We start from the raw sequence: 16,404 nt of genomic DNA on the forward strand, positions 1-16,404 counted from the left end.
ACAGGCAAAAAAACACCCGGTGCAACGCAAGTTGCACCGGGTTTTTTGTTGCCAGCAAGCGGCGGATGTCGTGGATCCGCCATTCACTGTTGAACTCTGGTTATACGCGTTCCAGCGCCAGCGCCACGCCTTGGCCGCCGCCGATGCACAGGGTCGCCAGACCCTTTTTCGCATCACGCTTGATCATTTCATGCAGCAGGGTCACCAGCACGCGGCAACCCGATGCACCGATCGGATGGCCCAACGCGATGGCGCCGCCGTTGACGTTGACCTTGTCCAGATCCCATTGCAGGTCCTTGGCCACCGCCAGCGATTGCGCAGCGAAGGCTTCGTTGGCCTCGATCAGGTCGAGTTGACCGAGGTTCCAGCCAGCCTTGTCGAGGCAGCGGCGAGTCGCCGAAACCGGGCCGATGCCCATGATTGCAGGATCAACACCTGCGTTGGCGTAGGCAGCTATTTTCGCCAGAACCGGCAGACCGAGGGCTTTGGCTTTCTCGGCGCTCATCAAGATGACCGCAGCGGCGCCGTCATTCAGCGACGAAGCGTTGCCGGCCGTGACGCTGCCGTCCTTTTTAAATGCCGGGCGCAGTTTCGCCAGGGATTCGGCAGTGGTGTCGCCACGCGGCTGTTCATCAACCTTGAAGGCAACCGGATCGCCTTTGCGCTGCGGGATCAGGATCGGGGTGATCTCATCGACAAAGCGACCGGCCTCAATCGCGGCGGCGGCTTTCTGCTGCGAGGCTGCGGCGAAGGCGTCCTGCTGTTCGCGGCTGATCTCGTATTTGTCGACGAGGTTCTCGGCAGTGATGCCCATGTGGTAGTCGTTGAACGCATCCCACAGGCCATCGCTGATCATGGTGTCGACGATTTGCGCGTGGCCCATACGCAGACCGGTGCGTGCGCCCGGCATGACGTAGTTGGACAGGCTCATGTTTTCCTGGCCGCCGGCGATGATTACGTCAGCGTCGCCGCAACGGATCGCTTGCGCACCCAGATGCAGGGCTTTGAGGCCCGAACCGCAAACCTTGTTCAGGGTCATTGCTGGCACGGCATGGGGCAAGCCGGCCTTGATCGCTGCCTGACGCGCCGGGTTCTGGCCGGCGCCAGCGGTCAGCACCTGGCCCATGATCACTTCATCGACCTGCGCACCGTCCAGACCGGTTTGTTCGAGCAACTGGCGGATCACCGCCGCGCCCAGATCAACCGCGGACACGCTGGCCAGGGAGCCCTGGAAACTGCCGATCGCGGTGCGCGTGGCGGCAACAATTACGACGTCTTGCATTTTCGAATTCCTCACTGGGCAGCGAACTGCATTTCCGGTACGTGATCCGGGACGATCAGTTTACCAGCGGTTTTGGCGACGATTTCCTCGACGCTGACGCCAGGTGCGCGTTCCTTGAGGACAAAAGCGCCATTTTCGATCTCCAGGTAGGCGAGGTCGGTCAGCACACGCTTGATGCACCCGGCGCCGGTCAGCGGCAGGCTGCACTTGGATAGCAGTTTCGACTCACCATCCTTGGACGCGTGGGTCATGATCACGATGATGTTGTCGGCGCCGGCCACCAGATCCATCGCACCGCCCATGCCCTTGACCAGTTTGCCGGGGATCATCCACGAGGCGATGTTGCCTTCGACGTCCACTTCGAACGCGCCGAGCACGGTCAGGTCGACATGACCGCCACGGATCATCGCGAATGATTCGGCGGAGTTGAAGATCGACGCGCCGATGCGTGCGGTCACGGTCTGTTTGCCGGCGTTGATCATGTCGGCATCGATGGTGTCTTCAGTCGGAAACGGACCCATGCCGAGCAGGCCGTTTTCCGACTGCAGCATGACTTCCATGCCTTCGGGAATGTAGTTGGCGACCAGGGTCGGAATACCGATGCCGAGGTTCACATAAAAGCCGTCCTGCATTTCGCGGGCGACGCGCTGAGCCATTTGTTCGCGGGTAAGTGCCATGGTTTTATTCTCCGTCAGCCTGAATTATTTGCGGATGGTGCGCTGTTCGATGCGTTTTTCGAACGTGCCGCAAATGACCCGATCGACGTAGATGCCCGGGGTGTGGATCTGCGAGGGGTCGAGTTCGCCGGGTTCGACGATTTCTTCGACTTCAACCACGGTGATCTTGCCGGCGGTAGCCGCCAGCGGGTTGAAGTTCTGCGCGGTGTGACGGTAGATGACGTTACCGAAATGGTCGGCTTTCCAGCCTTTGACAATGGCGAAGTCGCCGGTGATGGATTCTTCCATCAGGTACTTACGACCTTTGAATTCGCGTACTTCCTTGCCTTCGGCGACCGGGGTGCCGACGCCGGTGGCGGTGAAGAAGGCCGGAATGCCGGCGCCGCCTGCGCGCATCTTCTCGGCGAGGGTGCCTTGCGGGGTCAGGATGACTTCGATGTCGCCTTTGAGCAGTTGTTCTTCGAACAGCTTGTTTTCGCCGACGTAGGAGGCGATGACTTTGCTGATCTGACGATCGATGAGCAGCACACCGAGGCCGAAACCGTCGACGCCGCAGTTGTTGGAAACGACGGTGAGGTCGCGGGTGCCTTTGCGTTTGATCTCGGCGATCAGGTTTTCCGGAATGCCGCACAGACCGAAGCCGCCGGCGATAACGGTCATGCCGTCCTCAAGCCCGGCCAGGGCTTCCTCGTAGGAACTCACGCGCTTGTCGAAACCTGCCATATGCACCTCTTTTATTATTTGCGGGCGGCTGGCTAGCCGAATGGTTGGAGTGTCTCGCTGGAGGATATATTTGTTAAGTTTATTTTTAAGGTTGATTGATAGATAAAACTCAATAATCGCGTTATGGCGTGCTGCTTTGATCGTTCCCACGCTCCGCGTGGTAATGCCTCTAGGGACGCTCCGCGTCCAGTGACGCGGAGCGTCACGGGCTGCGTTCCCACGCAGGAGCGTGGGAACGATCATCATGGCTCGCCGCTTAACGCTTGTAGCTTACAACTGGAGCGAAGCGAGTATGACCATCAAACAGATCCGCGCCTTCCTCGCCGTGGCACAGAGCCTGAGCTTCGCCGTGGCCTGCGAGCGTCTGCACCTGTCGCAATCGGCGTTGAGCCTGACCATCAAAGCCTTGGAAGAGGGCCTGGGCGGGCGCCTGTTCAGCCGTAACACACGCAATGTCGCGCTGACTGCGGAAGGTGAATCCTTGCTGCCGCTGGCGCGGCGGCTGATCGCCGACTGGGATAACGCCGAAGACGAAATGCGCCAACGCTTCAGTTTGCAGCGCGGGCGGGTGACGCTGGCGGCGATGCCGTCGTTTGCCGGCAACCTGCTGCCGCCGATCCTCAAGACGTTTCGTGCGCGCTACCCGAACGTCAACGTCACGGTCAATGACGTGATCAATGAGCAAGTGCTGGAAATGGTCCGTGACCGTCAGGTGGAACTGGGCGTGGCGTTCGAGCCGATGCAAAACACTTCGATGACGTTTACGCCGTTGTACGTGGATCGCTTCGTCGCGGTGGTATCGAAGGATTCGCCGCTGGCGCAGCGCGACGAGATCGATTGGCAGACGTTGTTGCAGGAGCCGTTCATCACCTTGCAGCGGCCTTCGACGGTGCGAGTGATGCTCGAAGAGCACCTGCAGGCGCGAGGCATGAAGTTGCCGGTGGAATTTGAAAGCCATCAACTGGCCACGGTCGGGCGGATGGTCGCCAGCGGTCTGGGCGTCAGTGCCGTGCCGGCGTTGTGCGCCGAGCAGATGCAGGAGCTCGGCGCCCACTGCCTGACCCTGGATGACTCGGTGCAGCGGGCCATCGGCGTGCTGACTGAGCCTGGCAATGAACTGTCGGCGGCGGCCCAGGCGTTGTTCGATATTCTCAAGGCTGAAGATCTCGGGCGACTGTGAGATCTACCCCCTCACCCCAACCCTCTCCCCCAGAGGGGGCGAGGGGGAAGGGAGCTGATCGGGGGCATTTCAAAAAATGGGTTCGGCTCGAAATTTTCAGGTCGCAGTATTAAGTCCTGACAACTCGGTCAGTTCCCTCTCCGCTGGCAGAGGGCTAGGGCTAGGGCTAGGGCGAGGGGGAAGGGAGCTGATCGGGGGCATTTCAAAAAATGGGTTCGGCTCGAAATTTTCAGGTCGCAGTATTAAGTCCTGACAACTCGGTCAGTTCCCTCCCCCTGGCAGAGGGCTAGGGCGAGGTGGAAAGGGAGCTGATCGTGGGGTATTCAGCTTGTGGGCTCGACTCAGCATTTTCAGGTCGCCGTATCCAGGCCTGACAACTCGGTCAGTTCCCTCTCCCTTGGGAGAGGGCTAGGGTGAGGGGCTTGGGTCCGGAGTCGAGCACAAAGTGCAGCAACTCACCGATCCAGCACTTCAACCAACAACGGCAAAAGCTGTTCACACGACGCTTCAATCTTCAAATCCAGCAAATCATCCGCGCGGGTCTTGCCCAGATTGATCGCAATCAACGGCTTGCCACGATCGGCAATCACCCGGCACAGGCGAAACGCCGAGTACGCCATCAACGACGAACCCACCACCAACATCCCCGCTGCATTCTCTGCCGCCGCCATCGCCCTTGCCGCCGTGGGCTGCGCGACGTTCTCGCCGAAAAACACCACGTCCGGTTTCATCCGCTCGCCAGCGCAATGCGGGCAGCGCGGCACCTGAAAGCGCGCTTCGAAGGCCGGGTCGAGCAGGGTGTCGCCATCCGGCGCCTGGACGGCATCGATCCCGGCCAGATACGGGTTGTGCATTTCCATCAATTGTTGAATCGAATCGCGCTCACTGCGCTGGCCGCAGTCCAGGCAGAGGACGCGATGCAGGCTGCCGTGCAGTTCGATCACATCGTGACTGCCGGCTTGATCGTGCAGGGTATCGACGTTCTGGGTGATCAAGGCGTGGATCAGCCCATGGCGCTGCAATCCGGCCAACGCTTGGTGCGCGGCATTCGGCTGCGCCTGACGCACCCTCGGCCAACCCAGCATGGCCCGCGCCCAGTAGCGGCGGCGCGACTCGGGGGCGGCGAGGAACTCCTGGTACATCATCGGCTGCCGGCCACGGCGCACACCGTCGCTGTCGCGGTAATCCGGAATGCCCGACGGCGTGCTGATGCCGGCTCCGGTCAGGACGAGGAAGTCGCCATCGGCCATCACCTCTTGCAAGGTGTCGAGGTGTTCGCGGGTCGGGCTGTCGAGCATGGTCAGCGCTCCGAAATGGGCAGTGCCAGCAGGTTAGCACGCGACCCGCGCGGGTTACTTGCGTGCCTCCAGAATCAGGTTGAACGGCGTTTGCGTGGCCCGGCGGAACTGCTTGAAACCGGCCTCGGTAAACACCTTGCGCAAACGCATTTCCCCTGCTTGCGCGCCCAAGCCCAAGCCGACTTCCTGCGACAGCGAGTTTGGTGTGCAGATAAACGTCGAAGCCGCATAGAACAGCCGCCCGACCGGGTTGATGTTGTCGTCCAGCGTGTCGTTGGCGAACGGCTCGACCAGCAACACCGTGCCATCGTCTTTCAGCGAGTCATAGGCGTGACGGGCGGCACCGACCGGATCGCCCATATCGTGCAGGCAGTCGAAATAGCAGATCAGGTCGTAGTCGTCGCCGGGGTAGCTTTTCGCCGAACCCTGAAAGAACTTCGCCCGGCTGCTGACGCCACCTTCCTCGGCGCGCTGGGTAGCGACGGTGATCGAGGGGGCGTGATAGTCATAGCCGACGAAACGCGAGTTGGGAAACGCCTGGGCCATGATCACGGTCGAGGCGCCATGACCGCAGCCGATATCGGCGACTTTCGCGCCTTGCTCAAGCTTGGCTACCACGCCGTCCAGCGCCGGCAGCCATTCGGCGATCAGGTGGCCCTTGTAGCCGGGCCGGAAGAACCGCTCGGTGCCGGTGAACATGCACGGGTGGTGATCGCCCCAGGGCAGGGCACCGTTGCCGCGCATGGCTTTGACCAGTTTGTCCTTGTCGTGGAAAAACGATGCCACCACCCCGAGGCCACCAGCGACATACACCGGGGAATCTTCAACGGCCAGGGCCAGTGCCTGTTCTTCAGGTAAACGGAACTGACCGTCGTGGTGCTCCATGTAGCCGGACGCCGCATGAGCGCTGAGCCATTCGCGCACCAGACGCGGGTTGCAGGTGGTTTTGGCAGCGAGGGCATCGGCACTGATCGGCTGACTGTCGGCCATTGCCCGGTACAGCCCGAGCTCTTCGCCGACGATGACATTGGCCAGCATCGCCGCGCCGCCCATGTCGTTGACCAGTTTGCCCATGAATTGGTTGAGCTTCGCCTCATCCATCATGTGTGCTCCTGAAACAGGATCACGGTCCGGCGGCGTCGAGGGTCGAGGCGTGCGCCACCGGGCGGTGGTCACGGAGTTGGGCAGGGCACGGCTGACGTCCTGCGTCCCCCTCGACTGGGTAATAAAGGAGTCTAGCCCCGGTCCGGGCGTGTCGCTGGATTTGTGAGCAACGAAAACCTGTGGGAGCGAGCCTGCTCGCTCCCACAATATTGATCGGCAGAGAATCTGTATCACTGTGTATCGCCGTGATGGTGGGACACACAGGGCTGCAAATGCCCGGTCATCTGCACACAACCGCAATACATCCGGCGGCTCAAATGTGGCAAACCCACTGCTGAGGTACATCCCATGCATACGCCGCCCTCATCAATGCCACTCAGTGTCGGCCTCGGCCTGCGCCGTGGTCTGCTGAAAGACCTGCAGGCTGCCCGTAGCGGCGCCTTCGACTTTCTCGAAGTCGCCCCGGAAAACTGGATCGGAGTCGGCGGCGCGCACGGTGCGGCGTTACGTGAACTGGCCGAGCGCTATCCGTTGTCCTGTCACGGCTTGTCGCTGTCGCTGGGCGGGCCGGCGCCGCTGGATGTCGGATTCTTGCAGGAGGTCCGGGTGTTTCTCGACCATTACAACGTGCCGCTGTACAGCGAGCACCTGAGTTACTGCAGCGATGACGGGCATCTGTATGACTTGCTGCCGTTGCCGTTCACCGGAGAAGCGGTGCAGCACGTTGCCGCGCGGATCCGTCAGGCTCAGGACATTCTCGGCCGGCGCCTGGCCGTGGAAAACGTCTCCTACTATGCCGCCCCGCGTCAGGACATGGACGAGGTGAGCTTCACCAATGCCGTGTTGCGCGAGGCCGATTGCGACCTGCTGCTGGACGTAAACAATGTCTATGTCAACGCGATCAACCACGGCTTCGATCCGCAAACCTTCCTCGCCGGTATCGAGCCGGACCGGGTGGTCGGGATGCATGTGGCGGGGCATTTCGATGAGTCCGACACGCTGAAAATCGACACCCATGGTGCCTCAGTCAAACCGGTCGTGTGGTCTCTGCTGGCGGAGGCTTATAGGCGGTTTGGCGCGCAGCCGACGTTGCTTGAGCGGGACTTCAATTTCCCGGCATTTTCCGAACTGGTCGCCGAGTTGCAGACCATTCGCCATTTGCAAGCCGGAGGTCGCCCTCGTGGATAACCTGGTACTGCAACAACAGGCACTGACCCGGTATTTGCGCGATCCCGAACATCAATCGCCACCGGCCGACATGAACGTGGCGCGGGTCAACGTTTATCGCGATCTGGTGTTCAACAACGTTTCGCTATTGTTGAGCGGCACGTTTCCGGTGTTGATCCGGATCATCGGGGAACAACGCTGGGGCCTGCTGGTACGAGGCTTTTTGCGCGAGTGGCGGGCGCAGACCCCAAAGTTTGGCGAGATTGCCGAAACGTTTCTCAACTATCTCGCGTCGCCACCGCAGGTGTTGCGCGAGGGCGAGTGGCCGGCGTTTCTGCTGGAGCTGGCGCATTACGAGTGGGTCGAGATGATCTTGCAGCAGTCCGATGCTCAGGCGCTGCCGCCAAGCGATCCGGCGCTGTTGCTGGAGCGTCCGCTGCAGATCTCGGCACTGGCCTGGCCATTGGCGTATGTGTGGCCGGTGCATGCACTTGATCCGAACCATCAGCCCGCCACGCCGCCGGCGCATCCGACCCTGTTGCTGGTGCGGCGCACGGCAGACTGGAATGTGCAGTTTTCCGAGCTGAGCCCGCTGGCCTGGCGCCTGTTACAGCGCATTGAAGCGTTTCCTGACCTTGATGGCCGCCAGCAATTGCAAGATCTGGCAGTAGAAGCAGGGGTGGCCGACACCGAAACGTTCATGGACAGCGGATCGGCGTTGTTGCGGCAGTTTCACCAGGAGGGCGTACTCGCCGGCGTCCTGTAAGTCATGCGGCAGGCAGCCACGACGGCGGGCAGGGATGCAGACGATAGAAGTCGCGCAGGTGCGCCACATCGCGTGCGAATCCTGCGTTCAGCCATTGGCGATATTGCGCCTGCGCCGCTGTTTGCAAGGCCGGTTGACGCAAACCATCCGCTACGGCTTGCGCGGCTTGCATACCGCTCATCAACGCTTTGAGCACGCCGTGGGAGGACGCCGGGTCGAGCCGGCTGGCGGCATCGCCCACCAGAAAATAACCAGCACCGGTGACGGCCGGGGTGATGCGCCAGGTTACATCGGCGCCGCGTATCCGCCCTACGGCTGGCAATGCTTGCAGGGCCTCGGGAAGCCTCGTCGAGCGCCTGTTGTTCTCGAACGTCAGGTGCGTCCAGTGCAGCAACTGCGGCTCGACCTGGGCGATCCAGGTCCATCCGTCAGGATCGGCCAGCAAGTGCGCGGTTGTTGCATAGGTTGCGCTGTGACCTTGCAAGTAGCCGTAACGCGCCACCAGCGGCGGTGAACAGTGGCGAACCGGCAGACCGAGTTGGCGAGCGAGCCAGTCGCAAGCGCCACTGGCATCGATCAGGCAGGTCGCGTAAAGGCGTGCGCTGTCGGTCTCCACGCCGATCACCCGATTGGCCTGAGTCAGCACTCGCCGTGCCCGGCAGGGCTGACTGATCTCCACCCCTAACGTGGCCGCTTGCGCCAGTAACGCCGCGTCCAGTTGCGCCCGCTCCAGATGAAAACCCTGCCAGGCGCCGCGATCATCGGCGCCAAAGACATTGAAGCGCGGCGCACCGTTCCAGTGCACCCAGTGGCCGTCAAAGCGCCGGGCCCCGCGGCCACACAGCTGCTCGGCGACCCCCAGTTGTCGGAGCAGCGGTTCGATGCCCGGATGCAGGCTTTCGCCGGGGCGAAACCGGGGGAACGCCTGCCGTTCGATCAAGGCCACGCGCAGCCCGTGACGGGCGCAACTGATTGCCGTTGCGCAGCCCGCAGGGCCGGCGCCGACGACCACAACATCAAAATGTTTCATGGGCGACCCGCCATGGCAGGGTGTCGCGTTTGATCAGGATTGCATCGGCGCTGAGCAGCAAGATCACCAGCTCTTCGACTTCGACGTGGCGCAACCTGAAATCACTTGCAGGGATCTGCACGGCACCGCGCTTGTACAGCAAAAAGCGCTGCACCCAGCCGTCGAGGAGCTGCCCGGCTTGCGCCTGCGCGCTGTCCAGTTCCGCGTTCGGCCGCTGCACGTCAACGAACGACAACAGTGGCCAGGCATTGCGCAGGGATTTATCGCTGGCGGCGCCGAGCGCACGGTACACGCGATACATCGAACGCACGCGCTGCTGATAGATGGTTTGCGCAGTGTGGCCGGTCGTGCTCAGGGAGAACTGGCCATCGAGGGCCACCTGTGTGTAATCGGCATGGGCGTACGCGTGGTACTGGACGATCAGCCGATCGTCTTGAGTGATCAGTTGCGGGCCGCGCTGATTATCCCAGGCCACGCCGCCCATGCCGATTTCCTCATCGGTCAGGGGAATGATGCTGTGCAGCGTCGAGCGCGGCTCAAAGACCCGTGCCGAATCCGGTGCCACGCCAGGCCAGAAAGAACCTAGCGCTGCGCAGATCTTCGCATCCTCGGGAAACGGGCTGGCCATCTGATAGCCGGCGAGGACGTTGATCCATTCGTCGTCTGCCGTGCGCTGGCGAACCCAGCCGACCTCCCAGCCAGGCCCGAACACCCCGGCGGCGCCGTCGGGCAGCGAGGTCGGCCGCGATGACGGTGGTAGCGGGGCAGTGGATTGCACCGTGTCGGTTTGATCGGCGAGGGCAACGATGGCGCTCACCCCTCGGTCAGTCGGGGAGAACAGTTGATCCTGCAGATCGAGGTTGGCGCAGTAGCGTACGTTGGAGAGCGCTTCAAGTCGGGCGTGCCAGAGACCGGAACTTGGTAACGCTGGTTCGTCGCTGACCCAGTGCAACAGCTTGCGTTGACTGCATAACGGATAGAAGTCCGGAGGGCCGATCAGCGAATAGGCGGCGACGGCCGGCAAATGGTTTTCCAGCATCGGGCAGCGTGGCAACACCCAGCCATCGGCAGTGCCGTCCTGATAATGCAAGGCGCGATAACCGCCCTGACGTACCAACGCCTCGACACCTTCATGCTCGTTCAGGTCTTCGATGCTGCCATCCGCTTCGACCCGGTGACGTCCGTGCACCATGCCGCCGGTATTGGCCGGCAGCACAAAGGACAAGGGCTGCCCCTGATATTCGACGGGCGCCACCAGCCGGGCTCTGGCTTCAGGCACCAGCAGACCGGGGCCGAGATCTACAGTCGAGGCCCAATGCGCAAGATTTTCCGTGACGACGAAGGGTGGCTGGCTGATCTGCGGTTCCTGCCAACCGGTACCGCTGTGGCGCAAATGGACATGCCGCAGTTTTTCGTTGATCTGGTGGTTGCCCAGCGTCACCGTCAGGTTCAGACCCTCCAGGCACTGCGAACCATTGAACAGCTTGTGCACGGGCACCCAGAAATCCAGTCCGGGGTCGAGGTCCACCTGAAAATCCATCGGCCCGAAGCGCTCGGCATCGCCCTTGAGTTGCACGGCAATGTAGGCGCTGTAGCGCACTGGCATCACCCGGATGCCGTGCGGGTCATCGTCGACGAAGGGCAGGAAACTGCGCAGCGTTGCGTCATAGCACGGGGGGCGGTGCCGACACGGGCGATACCGGTACGCGAGAAGCACAGGTCGGCATGCCGGCCATGCACGGTGTCGGCGGCGCAGCGATATTCACTGGCAAACGCGACCACCGCTAACGGCGCGCCCCGGGCTTTGTCGCGCAGGCTGTCGAGCGTGGGCGGACTGACGCTGTAGACATAGTCGAGCACGGTCTCGATCTCGGCGGCAGTGGGGAACAGCTGTAATGTCTGGCCGTTTTCATCGCTGAGCACGTTTGGCGAGGCCAGCGCGTGATACAGGAGGCTGTGCGCCGGTGCGCCAGCCTCGATCGCCCGGCTGCCGGTCGTTGCGAAATCGGTAAATCCGGGTATTGACCGGTCGATTTTCAGGGGCTTGTGCAGTTCCGCCGCCAGCGGTTCAGCCAGCAAGTCCAGGCCGTGGGCGAGCATCAGCGAATGCCAGCCGCCGGGCGCCAGGCGCGTACACACGTGGGTAACGGATTCGAGCAGAGTCATGTTGCGCCTCGACAGGTTGGGCCAATTGTCATGGAACCGTAGCCCGGCGCTGACTTGCTACTGTCAGATCTGACAGTGGCGACCAATGGTGAACAGTGCGAAACGGGCAACACAACCATAAGCGCATCAGCCAAGGCGCACAGTCAGTGGATTCTGATGAAGTTGTAGGCATTGGCGCGGCGGTGTGCAGGCTACCGACCGGTATCGGTCGGTAGCGTTTAAACAGGCGCCGTTAAAGCGTTTATGGATGCAGCGGCAGCTTCAGTTCAGCGCACAGCCCGCCACCCTGGCGATTGCTCAACGTCAGCGAACCACCGAGCGCCATGGCCAGTTGCTGGGCAATCGCCAGTCCCAGCCCGGTGCCGCCGGTATCGCGATTACGCGAGTTTTCCACGCGGTAGAACGGTTGCAGCACCTGCGCCAGTTCGGCGTCGGCGATGCCCGGGCCGCGGTCCATAACGGTGATCGCCAGGTTGCCTTTGTTGGCTTCGACCCAGACTTCGGCGGCGCCGGCGAATTTCAGCGCGTTGTCGGTCAGGTTCACCAGAACCCGGCGCAACGCATGAGGGCGGGTGTCGATGACCGCCGCACTCTTGCCGACCAGTTGCACCTGCTTGCCCATGTCCTGATAGTCGAACACCAGGCTTTCGAGGAAGGAATCCATGTTGGTGCGGCGGCTTTCTTCGGTCGAACCATGGATGCTGCGCGCATACGCCACGCCTTCGCGAACCAGGTGTTCCATCTCGTTGAGGTCATTCCACAGTTTGTCTTTCTCGGCGCAATCGTCCATGAGTTCGGCGCGCAGTTTCATCCGCGTGATCGGCGTTTGCAGGTCATGGGAAATCGCTGCCAGCAGTTGCATGCGTTCCTTGAGATAAGCGGCAATGCGCGCCTGCATCGTGTTGAACGCCCGTGCTGCGTAGACCACTTCGTTCGGGCCGCTTTCGTCGAGGTTGATCGGGTGGGCGTTGGGGTCGAGGGTTTCCACGGCGTTGGCCAGGCGGGTCAGCGGACGGATCGCGATACGCACGGCCAGCCAGGTGCAGGCGATCATCAAGGCCAGTTGGCCGAGCAGAACCGCCGGCAACCAGGGCGATAGCGGGACCATGGCGGGACGCACGTCGATGGTCACCGGGCTGCCGTCGCTCAGGCGCAAATGGCCCTGAAAGTGTTTCTTCGGCCCGGGAATATCGGTGAAGGTCAGCGGATAACGTTCACCGATGGCTTCGGTGATCGAGGTGACCGCCACCGGCACATCACTGGCCTCGATCGGTGTGCCCGGTTCGCCTTCGCTCAACAGGTAGCCATAATTTTTTCGCGCCAGACGCTCGAGCCAGGCAGGGCGCTCTTCGGCAGGCAAGCGATCAAGGATCGCAATCGAGGTCGAGACGTCGGTTTCCAGATTGCCGAGCATGGTGTTCTTGGCGCTTTGGTAACGCTCGTAATACTGCGCACCGAACGACAGCGCCTGAGCGAGCAACAGGCCGATCAGGAAAATCAGCGACAGGCGCGAGGCGAGGGTGCGCGGCCAGTGCAGATTGACGCTCATGCCGGGGCCCCGAGAATCTCGACCGGCAGCGAGAACACGTAACCTTCGCTGCGCACGGTCTTGATGTAGGCCGGCTCGCGCGCATCATCCAGCAGGCGCTGACGCAAACGGCTGACCAGCAAGTCGATCGAGCGGTCAAACAGATCGGCGTCGCGGCCCTGGGTCAGATTGAGCAGTTGGTCGCGGCTGAGCACCCGTTGCGGGTGATCGAGAAAGACCCGCAGCAAGCGATATTCGGCACCGCTGAGGGCGACCATGGTGCCGTCCTTGTCCAGCAGGTGACGGGCCGAGGTGTCCAGTTGCCACCGGCCGAAAGCCAGCAAGCGCCCGGCCTCGGTGACCACCAGATTCGGCGGCAGCATGCGCGTGCGGCGCAGCACAGCGTTGATCCGTGCGAGCAATTCGCGGGCGGCGAACGGTTTGGTCAGGTAATCATCGGCGCCCATTTCAAGGCCGATGATGCGGTCGGTTTCATCGTTGCGCGCGGTCAGCATCAGGACCGGCGTGGCCTTGTGTTTGCCCACCCGCAATTCGCGGCACAACTGCAGGCCATCGTCGCCGGGCATCATGATGTCGAGCACGATCAGGTCGACAGTGTTGGCTTCGAGAAAGCTGCGCATCTGCCGGCCATCGGCGACCACCGTGGTGCGCAGGCCGTTTTTCTTCAGGTAGTTGCCCACCAGTTCACGGATCTCGCGGTCGTCGTCGACGATGAGAATGTGATCGACATGATCCATCGGTGCAAACCTCTATCAAAAGGGACTGCCGTGCAGTGTATCGAGCCTGCGGTGGGCCGCCTGCCTGCCTTTGTATTGCAGTGTATCTGCCGTCACAACGGATACACGGGGACGCAAAAACGCGATTTTTTCAGGGTTTTGTATCGCTGTGTATCCCCCGATGGCAAGGATACACAGCGATTGAAACGCGCCTGTTCCTGACACAGAGGCGATACCTCGCGAGCCTCAAATAGGCTCCATCGAGGCCCACACAGATCGCCTCGGCTCAAACCCCACTGAAGCCTTGAGGAAACGCCATGAACAACAAATCCGTAGTCGCCGCCTGCCTGTTTGCCGCGCTGAACATCTGCACGCTCTCAGCCCGGGCCGAAACCGCTGTTACCGCGCAAACCTACACCTACGGCACCCACCTGGATATCCAGAAAGTCATCTCGCTGAAACAGGACGACTCGGTGTCCTGCGGCATCGTCGAGGCGCGCATGATCTACCTCGATTCTGCCGGCAAAACCCGCGTACTCGATTACAGCAAATTTGCCGACGGCTGCAACAACGACAACTGAGTCACCAACGGGAACCAAGCCATCAACGGCAACCAGGCCAACAAAGGCCACCAAGCCAACTCTTCATAGAAGGAACAACACCATGAACAACGTCGCGCGCTTTTTCACCGCCATTGCTTTCTCCCTGGCCGGCGTCGCCGCCCATGCCAACGCTGCGGTTGAACAGCATAGCTGCCACAGCAGCACCTGCTTCCAACTGACGCCGGTGGCCCAGCAGGGCAGCGCCGGCCTGATTGCAGCGGACGGCTCCAGCCGCACGCCACAAGGGCAGATGTTTGCCGAGAACGGCGCCAGCCGTACGCCGCAGAGCCAATGGCTGGAAAGCCAGAGCGTCTGAACGGCTTGTCACAATCATTGATCAAGGGTGACTCACTATGTACCTCATCGCATTTCTCGGCGGTCTGCTGACCGTGCTCAGCCCCTGCATTCTGCCGGTGGTGCCGTTTCTGTTTGCCGGCGCTCAACGCAGTCGCGCTTCGATACTGTTGACCCTCGGCGGCATGGCCCTGACCTTCGCGCTGATCTCCAGCCTCGCCGTGGTCAGCAGCGAATGGGTGATCCAGGCCAGCAACAGTGGCCGTTACGTCGCGCTGATCGTGATGAGCGTGTTCGCCCTTTCGCTGATCTCGGCGCGCATCGGCGACTGGCTGACACGCCCCTTGGTGATGCTCGGCAATCGTCTGGACCCGGACACCCGGAAAAAGGCCGGGCCGATGGGTTCGATCATGCTCGGCGTGGCCACCGGACTGCTGTGGGCACCGTGCGCGGGACCGATTCTCGGGGTGATTCTTACCGGTGCCATGCTGCAAGGCGCCAACGCGCAGACCAGCCTGTTGCTGCTGGCCTACGGCGCCGGCAGTGCGTTGTCGCTGGGCACGTTGATCTTCACCGGGCGCGGGCTGGTCAACCGTTTGAAACCGTCGATCCCGTTCACCGGTTGGTTGCGTCGTGGTGCCGGGGTTGCGGTACTGGCGACGGCAGCGGTGATTGCCACCGGCGTCGATAAAACCTTGTTGGCCAACACCTCCTCCGAAGGCGTCGCCAGTGTCGAAAAACGCGTGTTGGAAAACGTGCCGAAAGTGGTCGACTACTTCATCAGCAAAGTCCGCGCGGACTCGCCGATGGAGGAGGGCAAAGGCGCGATGCCGTCACTCGCTGGCGCCGTGCAATGGTTGAATTCGCCTGAACTGAACGCAGACGCCCTGCGCGGCAAAGTGGTGCTGGTGGATTTCTGGACCTACGACTGCATCAACTGCCAGCACACCCTGCCGTACGTCAAGGACTGGGCGAAGAAGTACGAGAAGGACGGCCTCGTGGTGATCGGCGTGCACACCCCGGAATACGGCTACGAGCGGATCATCGACAACGTCAAGGACCAGGTGAAAAAGCTCGGCATCACCTACCCGGTGGCCATCGACAACAACTACGCGATCTGGCGTAACTTCGACAACCAGTACTGGCCGGCGCATTACCTGATCGACGCCAAGGGGCAGGTGCGTTACAGCCACTTCGGCGAAGGTCGCTACGAGGCGCAGGAGCAGATGATCCAGCAGTTGCTGGAGGAGGCTAAGGCGCCTGCGGCGTGATCAGCAAACCACTGGCTCAGAGGTCGCGGACCATGAGCCATTGTTCATTGTCCCAGGCGCGAAAACGCTCCAGGACTTGCCAGCCGCGTTTGGCGTAGTAGTCCTGCTTGGTCTGCGTATGCAGATACAAACGCGCAAACCCGCACTCTTTCGCCTCCTGACAAATCCCTTCAACCAAGCGTTCTGCCAGGCCTTGCCCGCGCGCTTCAGGACTGACGAACACGCAGGCCAGCCAAGGACCAAGATCAGGGCGCAGGGCGAGGTCATCGCGTGCCAGCGCCGCGCCGCCGACCAGATGTTCACCGTCCATGGCGATCAGGCAAGACCAGTCGCCATTGCCTTGGCCCTCGGCAAATTCACGCTGCCATTCAGCCAGGGGTTGGTCGATGTATTCGTAGGGGAATTGCTGGTGGATCCATTGAGCATAACGGTCGCTGTGGTGCATGTGATGCGCGAGCCAATCGAGTTTCAGTGACATCGGTAGAGTCCGTTCCAGAAGCGAGCGGGCATCAGAAACCAATCCTCGAACGTTGGCAATCTTCCAGGTGTTCCAGACGCTTTACAGATTTCCACCGCTCA

Annotated in this window: 17 protein-coding genes; 6 read left to right on the top strand and 11 right to left on the bottom strand. The window is 61.7% G+C overall.

What is annotated here, in order from left to right; translation table 11 throughout:
- Window positions 1-100: 100 nt before the first annotated feature.
- The 3 genes from AB4O01_RS01735 to AB4O01_RS01745 are packed head-to-tail and all read right to left on the bottom strand — an operon-like array spanning window position 101 to window position 2,682.
- Window positions 101-1,282, bottom strand: a complete 1,182-nt coding sequence (locus tag AB4O01_RS01735) for an acetyl-CoA C-acetyltransferase (RefSeq protein WP_186624840.1) — start codon at window positions 1,280-1,282, stop codon at window positions 101-103.
- A gap of 11 nt (window positions 1,283-1,293) precedes the next feature.
- A complete protein-coding gene (locus AB4O01_RS01740; protein WP_093439005.1) occupies window positions 1,294-1,959 on the bottom strand; it encodes a CoA transferase subunit B in 666 nt (221 codons plus the stop codon).
- Window positions 1,960-1,983: 24 nt separating this feature from the next.
- The gene (locus AB4O01_RS01745; RefSeq protein WP_460090473.1) at window positions 1,984-2,682 is read right to left on the bottom strand and encodes a CoA transferase subunit A; all 699 of its coding nucleotides are present in this window, start codon (window positions 2,680-2,682) and stop codon (window positions 1,984-1,986) included.
- Between the two features lie 292 nt (window positions 2,683-2,974).
- Here AB4O01_RS01745 and AB4O01_RS01750 point away from each other — a divergent pair, with 292 nt between their 5' ends.
- On the top strand, window positions 2,975-3,862 hold the full coding sequence (locus AB4O01_RS01750; RefSeq protein ID WP_099758637.1) for a LysR family transcriptional regulator: 888 nt from the start codon (window positions 2,975-2,977) through the stop codon (window positions 3,860-3,862).
- A 455-nt stretch (window positions 3,863-4,317) separates the two neighbouring features.
- Here AB4O01_RS01750 and AB4O01_RS01755 read toward each other — a convergent pair whose 3' ends face one another.
- On the bottom strand, window positions 4,318-5,160 hold the full coding sequence (locus AB4O01_RS01755; RefSeq protein WP_460090476.1) for an NAD-dependent protein deacetylase: 843 nt from the start codon (window positions 5,158-5,160) through the stop codon (window positions 4,318-4,320).
- Window positions 5,161-5,214: 54 nt separating this feature from the next.
- A complete protein-coding gene (locus AB4O01_RS01760) occupies window positions 5,215-6,261 on the bottom strand; it encodes a class I SAM-dependent methyltransferase (protein ID WP_093439469.1) in 1,047 nt (348 codons plus the stop codon).
- Window positions 6,262-6,612: 351 nt separating this feature from the next.
- Here AB4O01_RS01760 and AB4O01_RS01765 point away from each other — a divergent pair, with 351 nt between their 5' ends.
- Both AB4O01_RS01765 and AB4O01_RS01770 read left to right on the top strand, forming a co-directional pair.
- The gene (locus AB4O01_RS01765) at window positions 6,613-7,452 is read left to right on the top strand and encodes an HvfB family MNIO-type RiPP peptide maturase (protein WP_460090477.1); all 840 of its coding nucleotides are present in this window, start codon (window positions 6,613-6,615) and stop codon (window positions 7,450-7,452) included.
- A complete protein-coding gene (locus tag AB4O01_RS01770; RefSeq protein ID WP_460090480.1) occupies window positions 7,445-8,197 on the top strand; it encodes an HvfC family RiPP maturation protein in 753 nt (250 codons plus the stop codon). The genes AB4O01_RS01765 and AB4O01_RS01770 overlap by 8 nt, the downstream gene beginning before the upstream one ends.
- A 1-nt stretch (window position 8,198) precedes the next feature.
- On the opposite strand, the gene AB4O01_RS01775 is transcribed toward AB4O01_RS01770, so the two are convergent.
- The 5 genes from AB4O01_RS01775 to AB4O01_RS01795 all read right to left on the bottom strand — a co-directional run bounded on the left by AB4O01_RS01775 (window position 8,199) and on the right by AB4O01_RS01795 (window position 13,679).
- Window positions 8,199-9,227, bottom strand: a complete 1,029-nt coding sequence (locus AB4O01_RS01775) for an NAD(P)/FAD-dependent oxidoreductase (RefSeq protein WP_427119225.1) — start codon at window positions 9,225-9,227, stop codon at window positions 8,199-8,201.
- Window positions 9,214-10,833 carry a hypothetical protein gene (locus tag AB4O01_RS01780; RefSeq protein ID WP_460090481.1) on the bottom strand — a complete coding sequence of 540 codons (1,620 nt, stop codon included), beginning with the start codon at window positions 10,831-10,833 and terminating at the stop codon, window positions 9,214-9,216. Before AB4O01_RS01780 ends, AB4O01_RS01775 begins: the two co-directional genes overlap by 14 nt.
- Window positions 10,833-11,393 (bottom strand): hypothetical protein, encoded by a 561-nt coding sequence (locus AB4O01_RS01785; protein ID WP_460090482.1) that lies wholly within the window; start codon window positions 11,391-11,393, stop codon window positions 10,833-10,835. Before AB4O01_RS01785 ends, AB4O01_RS01780 begins: the two co-directional genes overlap by 1 nt.
- A gap of 241 nt (window positions 11,394-11,634) precedes the next feature.
- Complete coding sequence (locus AB4O01_RS01790) at window positions 11,635-12,942, bottom strand: sensor histidine kinase (protein WP_099758642.1); 1,308 nt, start codon at window positions 12,940-12,942, stop codon at window positions 11,635-11,637.
- Complete coding sequence (locus tag AB4O01_RS01795; protein WP_007919579.1) at window positions 12,939-13,679, bottom strand: response regulator; 741 nt, start codon at window positions 13,677-13,679, stop codon at window positions 12,939-12,941. Before AB4O01_RS01795 ends, AB4O01_RS01790 begins: the two co-directional genes overlap by 4 nt.
- Window positions 13,680-13,975: 296 nt before the next feature.
- Between AB4O01_RS01795 and AB4O01_RS01800 the strand changes: the two genes are divergently transcribed.
- The 3 genes from AB4O01_RS01800 to AB4O01_RS01810 all read left to right on the top strand — a co-directional run bounded on the left by AB4O01_RS01800 (window position 13,976) and on the right by AB4O01_RS01810 (window position 15,825).
- A complete protein-coding gene (locus AB4O01_RS01800; RefSeq protein WP_460090483.1) occupies window positions 13,976-14,239 on the top strand; it encodes a DUF2790 domain-containing protein in 264 nt (87 codons plus the stop codon).
- Between the two features lie 82 nt (window positions 14,240-14,321).
- On the top strand, window positions 14,322-14,576 hold the full coding sequence (locus tag AB4O01_RS01805) for a hypothetical protein (protein WP_186624848.1): 255 nt from the start codon (window positions 14,322-14,324) through the stop codon (window positions 14,574-14,576).
- A gap of 37 nt (window positions 14,577-14,613) precedes the next feature.
- Window positions 14,614-15,825, top strand: a complete 1,212-nt coding sequence (locus tag AB4O01_RS01810) for a cytochrome c biogenesis protein DipZ (protein ID WP_460090485.1) — start codon at window positions 14,614-14,616, stop codon at window positions 15,823-15,825.
- Between the two features lie 16 nt (window positions 15,826-15,841).
- Here AB4O01_RS01810 and AB4O01_RS01815 read toward each other — a convergent pair whose 3' ends face one another.
- Entirely contained in the window at window positions 15,842-16,303 is a 462-nt protein-coding gene (locus AB4O01_RS01815; RefSeq protein ID WP_460090486.1) for a GNAT family N-acetyltransferase, read from the bottom strand.
- Between the last annotated feature and the right edge of the window lie 101 nt (window positions 16,304-16,404).

The organism is Pseudomonas sp. S2_E02 (assembly GCF_054668355.1).

Excerpts from the sequence above, each read along its gene's own strand:
- AB4O01_RS01735 (WP_186624840.1), bottom strand. The coding sequence starts at position 1,282 with ATGCAAGACGTCGTAATTGTTGCCGCCACGCGCACCGCGATCGGCAGT.
- AB4O01_RS01740 (WP_093439005.1), bottom strand. The coding sequence starts at position 1,959 with ATGGCACTTACCCGCGAACAAATGGCTCAGCGCGTCGCCCGCGAAATG.
- AB4O01_RS01745 (WP_460090473.1), bottom strand. The coding sequence starts at position 2,682 with ATGGCAGGTTTCGACAAGCGCGTGAGTTCCTACGAGGAAGCCCTGGCC.
- AB4O01_RS01750 (WP_099758637.1), top strand. The coding sequence starts at position 2,975 with ATGACCATCAAACAGATCCGCGCCTTCCTCGCCGTGGCACAGAGCCTG.
- AB4O01_RS01755 (WP_460090476.1), bottom strand. The coding sequence starts at position 5,160 with ATGCTCGACAGCCCGACCCGCGAACACCTCGACACCTTGCAAGAGGTG.
- AB4O01_RS01760 (WP_093439469.1), bottom strand. The coding sequence starts at position 6,261 with ATGGATGAGGCGAAGCTCAACCAATTCATGGGCAAACTGGTCAACGAC.
- AB4O01_RS01765 (WP_460090477.1), top strand. The coding sequence starts at position 6,613 with ATGCATACGCCGCCCTCATCAATGCCACTCAGTGTCGGCCTCGGCCTG.
- AB4O01_RS01775 (WP_427119225.1), bottom strand. The coding sequence starts at position 9,227 with ATGAAACATTTTGATGTTGTGGTCGTCGGCGCCGGCCCTGCGGGCTGC.
- AB4O01_RS01780 (WP_460090481.1), bottom strand. The coding sequence starts at position 10,833 with ATGCCAGTGCGCTACAGCGCCTACATTGCCGTGCAACTCAAGGGCGAT.
- AB4O01_RS01785 (WP_460090482.1), bottom strand. The coding sequence starts at position 11,393 with ATGACTCTGCTCGAATCCGTTACCCACGTGTGTACGCGCCTGGCGCCC.
- AB4O01_RS01790 (WP_099758642.1), bottom strand. The coding sequence starts at position 12,942 with ATGAGCGTCAATCTGCACTGGCCGCGCACCCTCGCCTCGCGCCTGTCG.
- AB4O01_RS01795 (WP_007919579.1), bottom strand. The coding sequence starts at position 13,679 with ATGGATCATGTCGATCACATTCTCATCGTCGACGACGACCGCGAGATC.
- AB4O01_RS01800 (WP_460090483.1), top strand. The coding sequence starts at position 13,976 with ATGAACAACAAATCCGTAGTCGCCGCCTGCCTGTTTGCCGCGCTGAAC.
- AB4O01_RS01805 (WP_186624848.1), top strand. The coding sequence starts at position 14,322 with ATGAACAACGTCGCGCGCTTTTTCACCGCCATTGCTTTCTCCCTGGCC.
- AB4O01_RS01810 (WP_460090485.1), top strand. The coding sequence starts at position 14,614 with ATGTACCTCATCGCATTTCTCGGCGGTCTGCTGACCGTGCTCAGCCCC.
- AB4O01_RS01815 (WP_460090486.1), bottom strand. The coding sequence starts at position 16,303 with ATGTCACTGAAACTCGATTGGCTCGCGCATCACATGCACCACAGCGAC.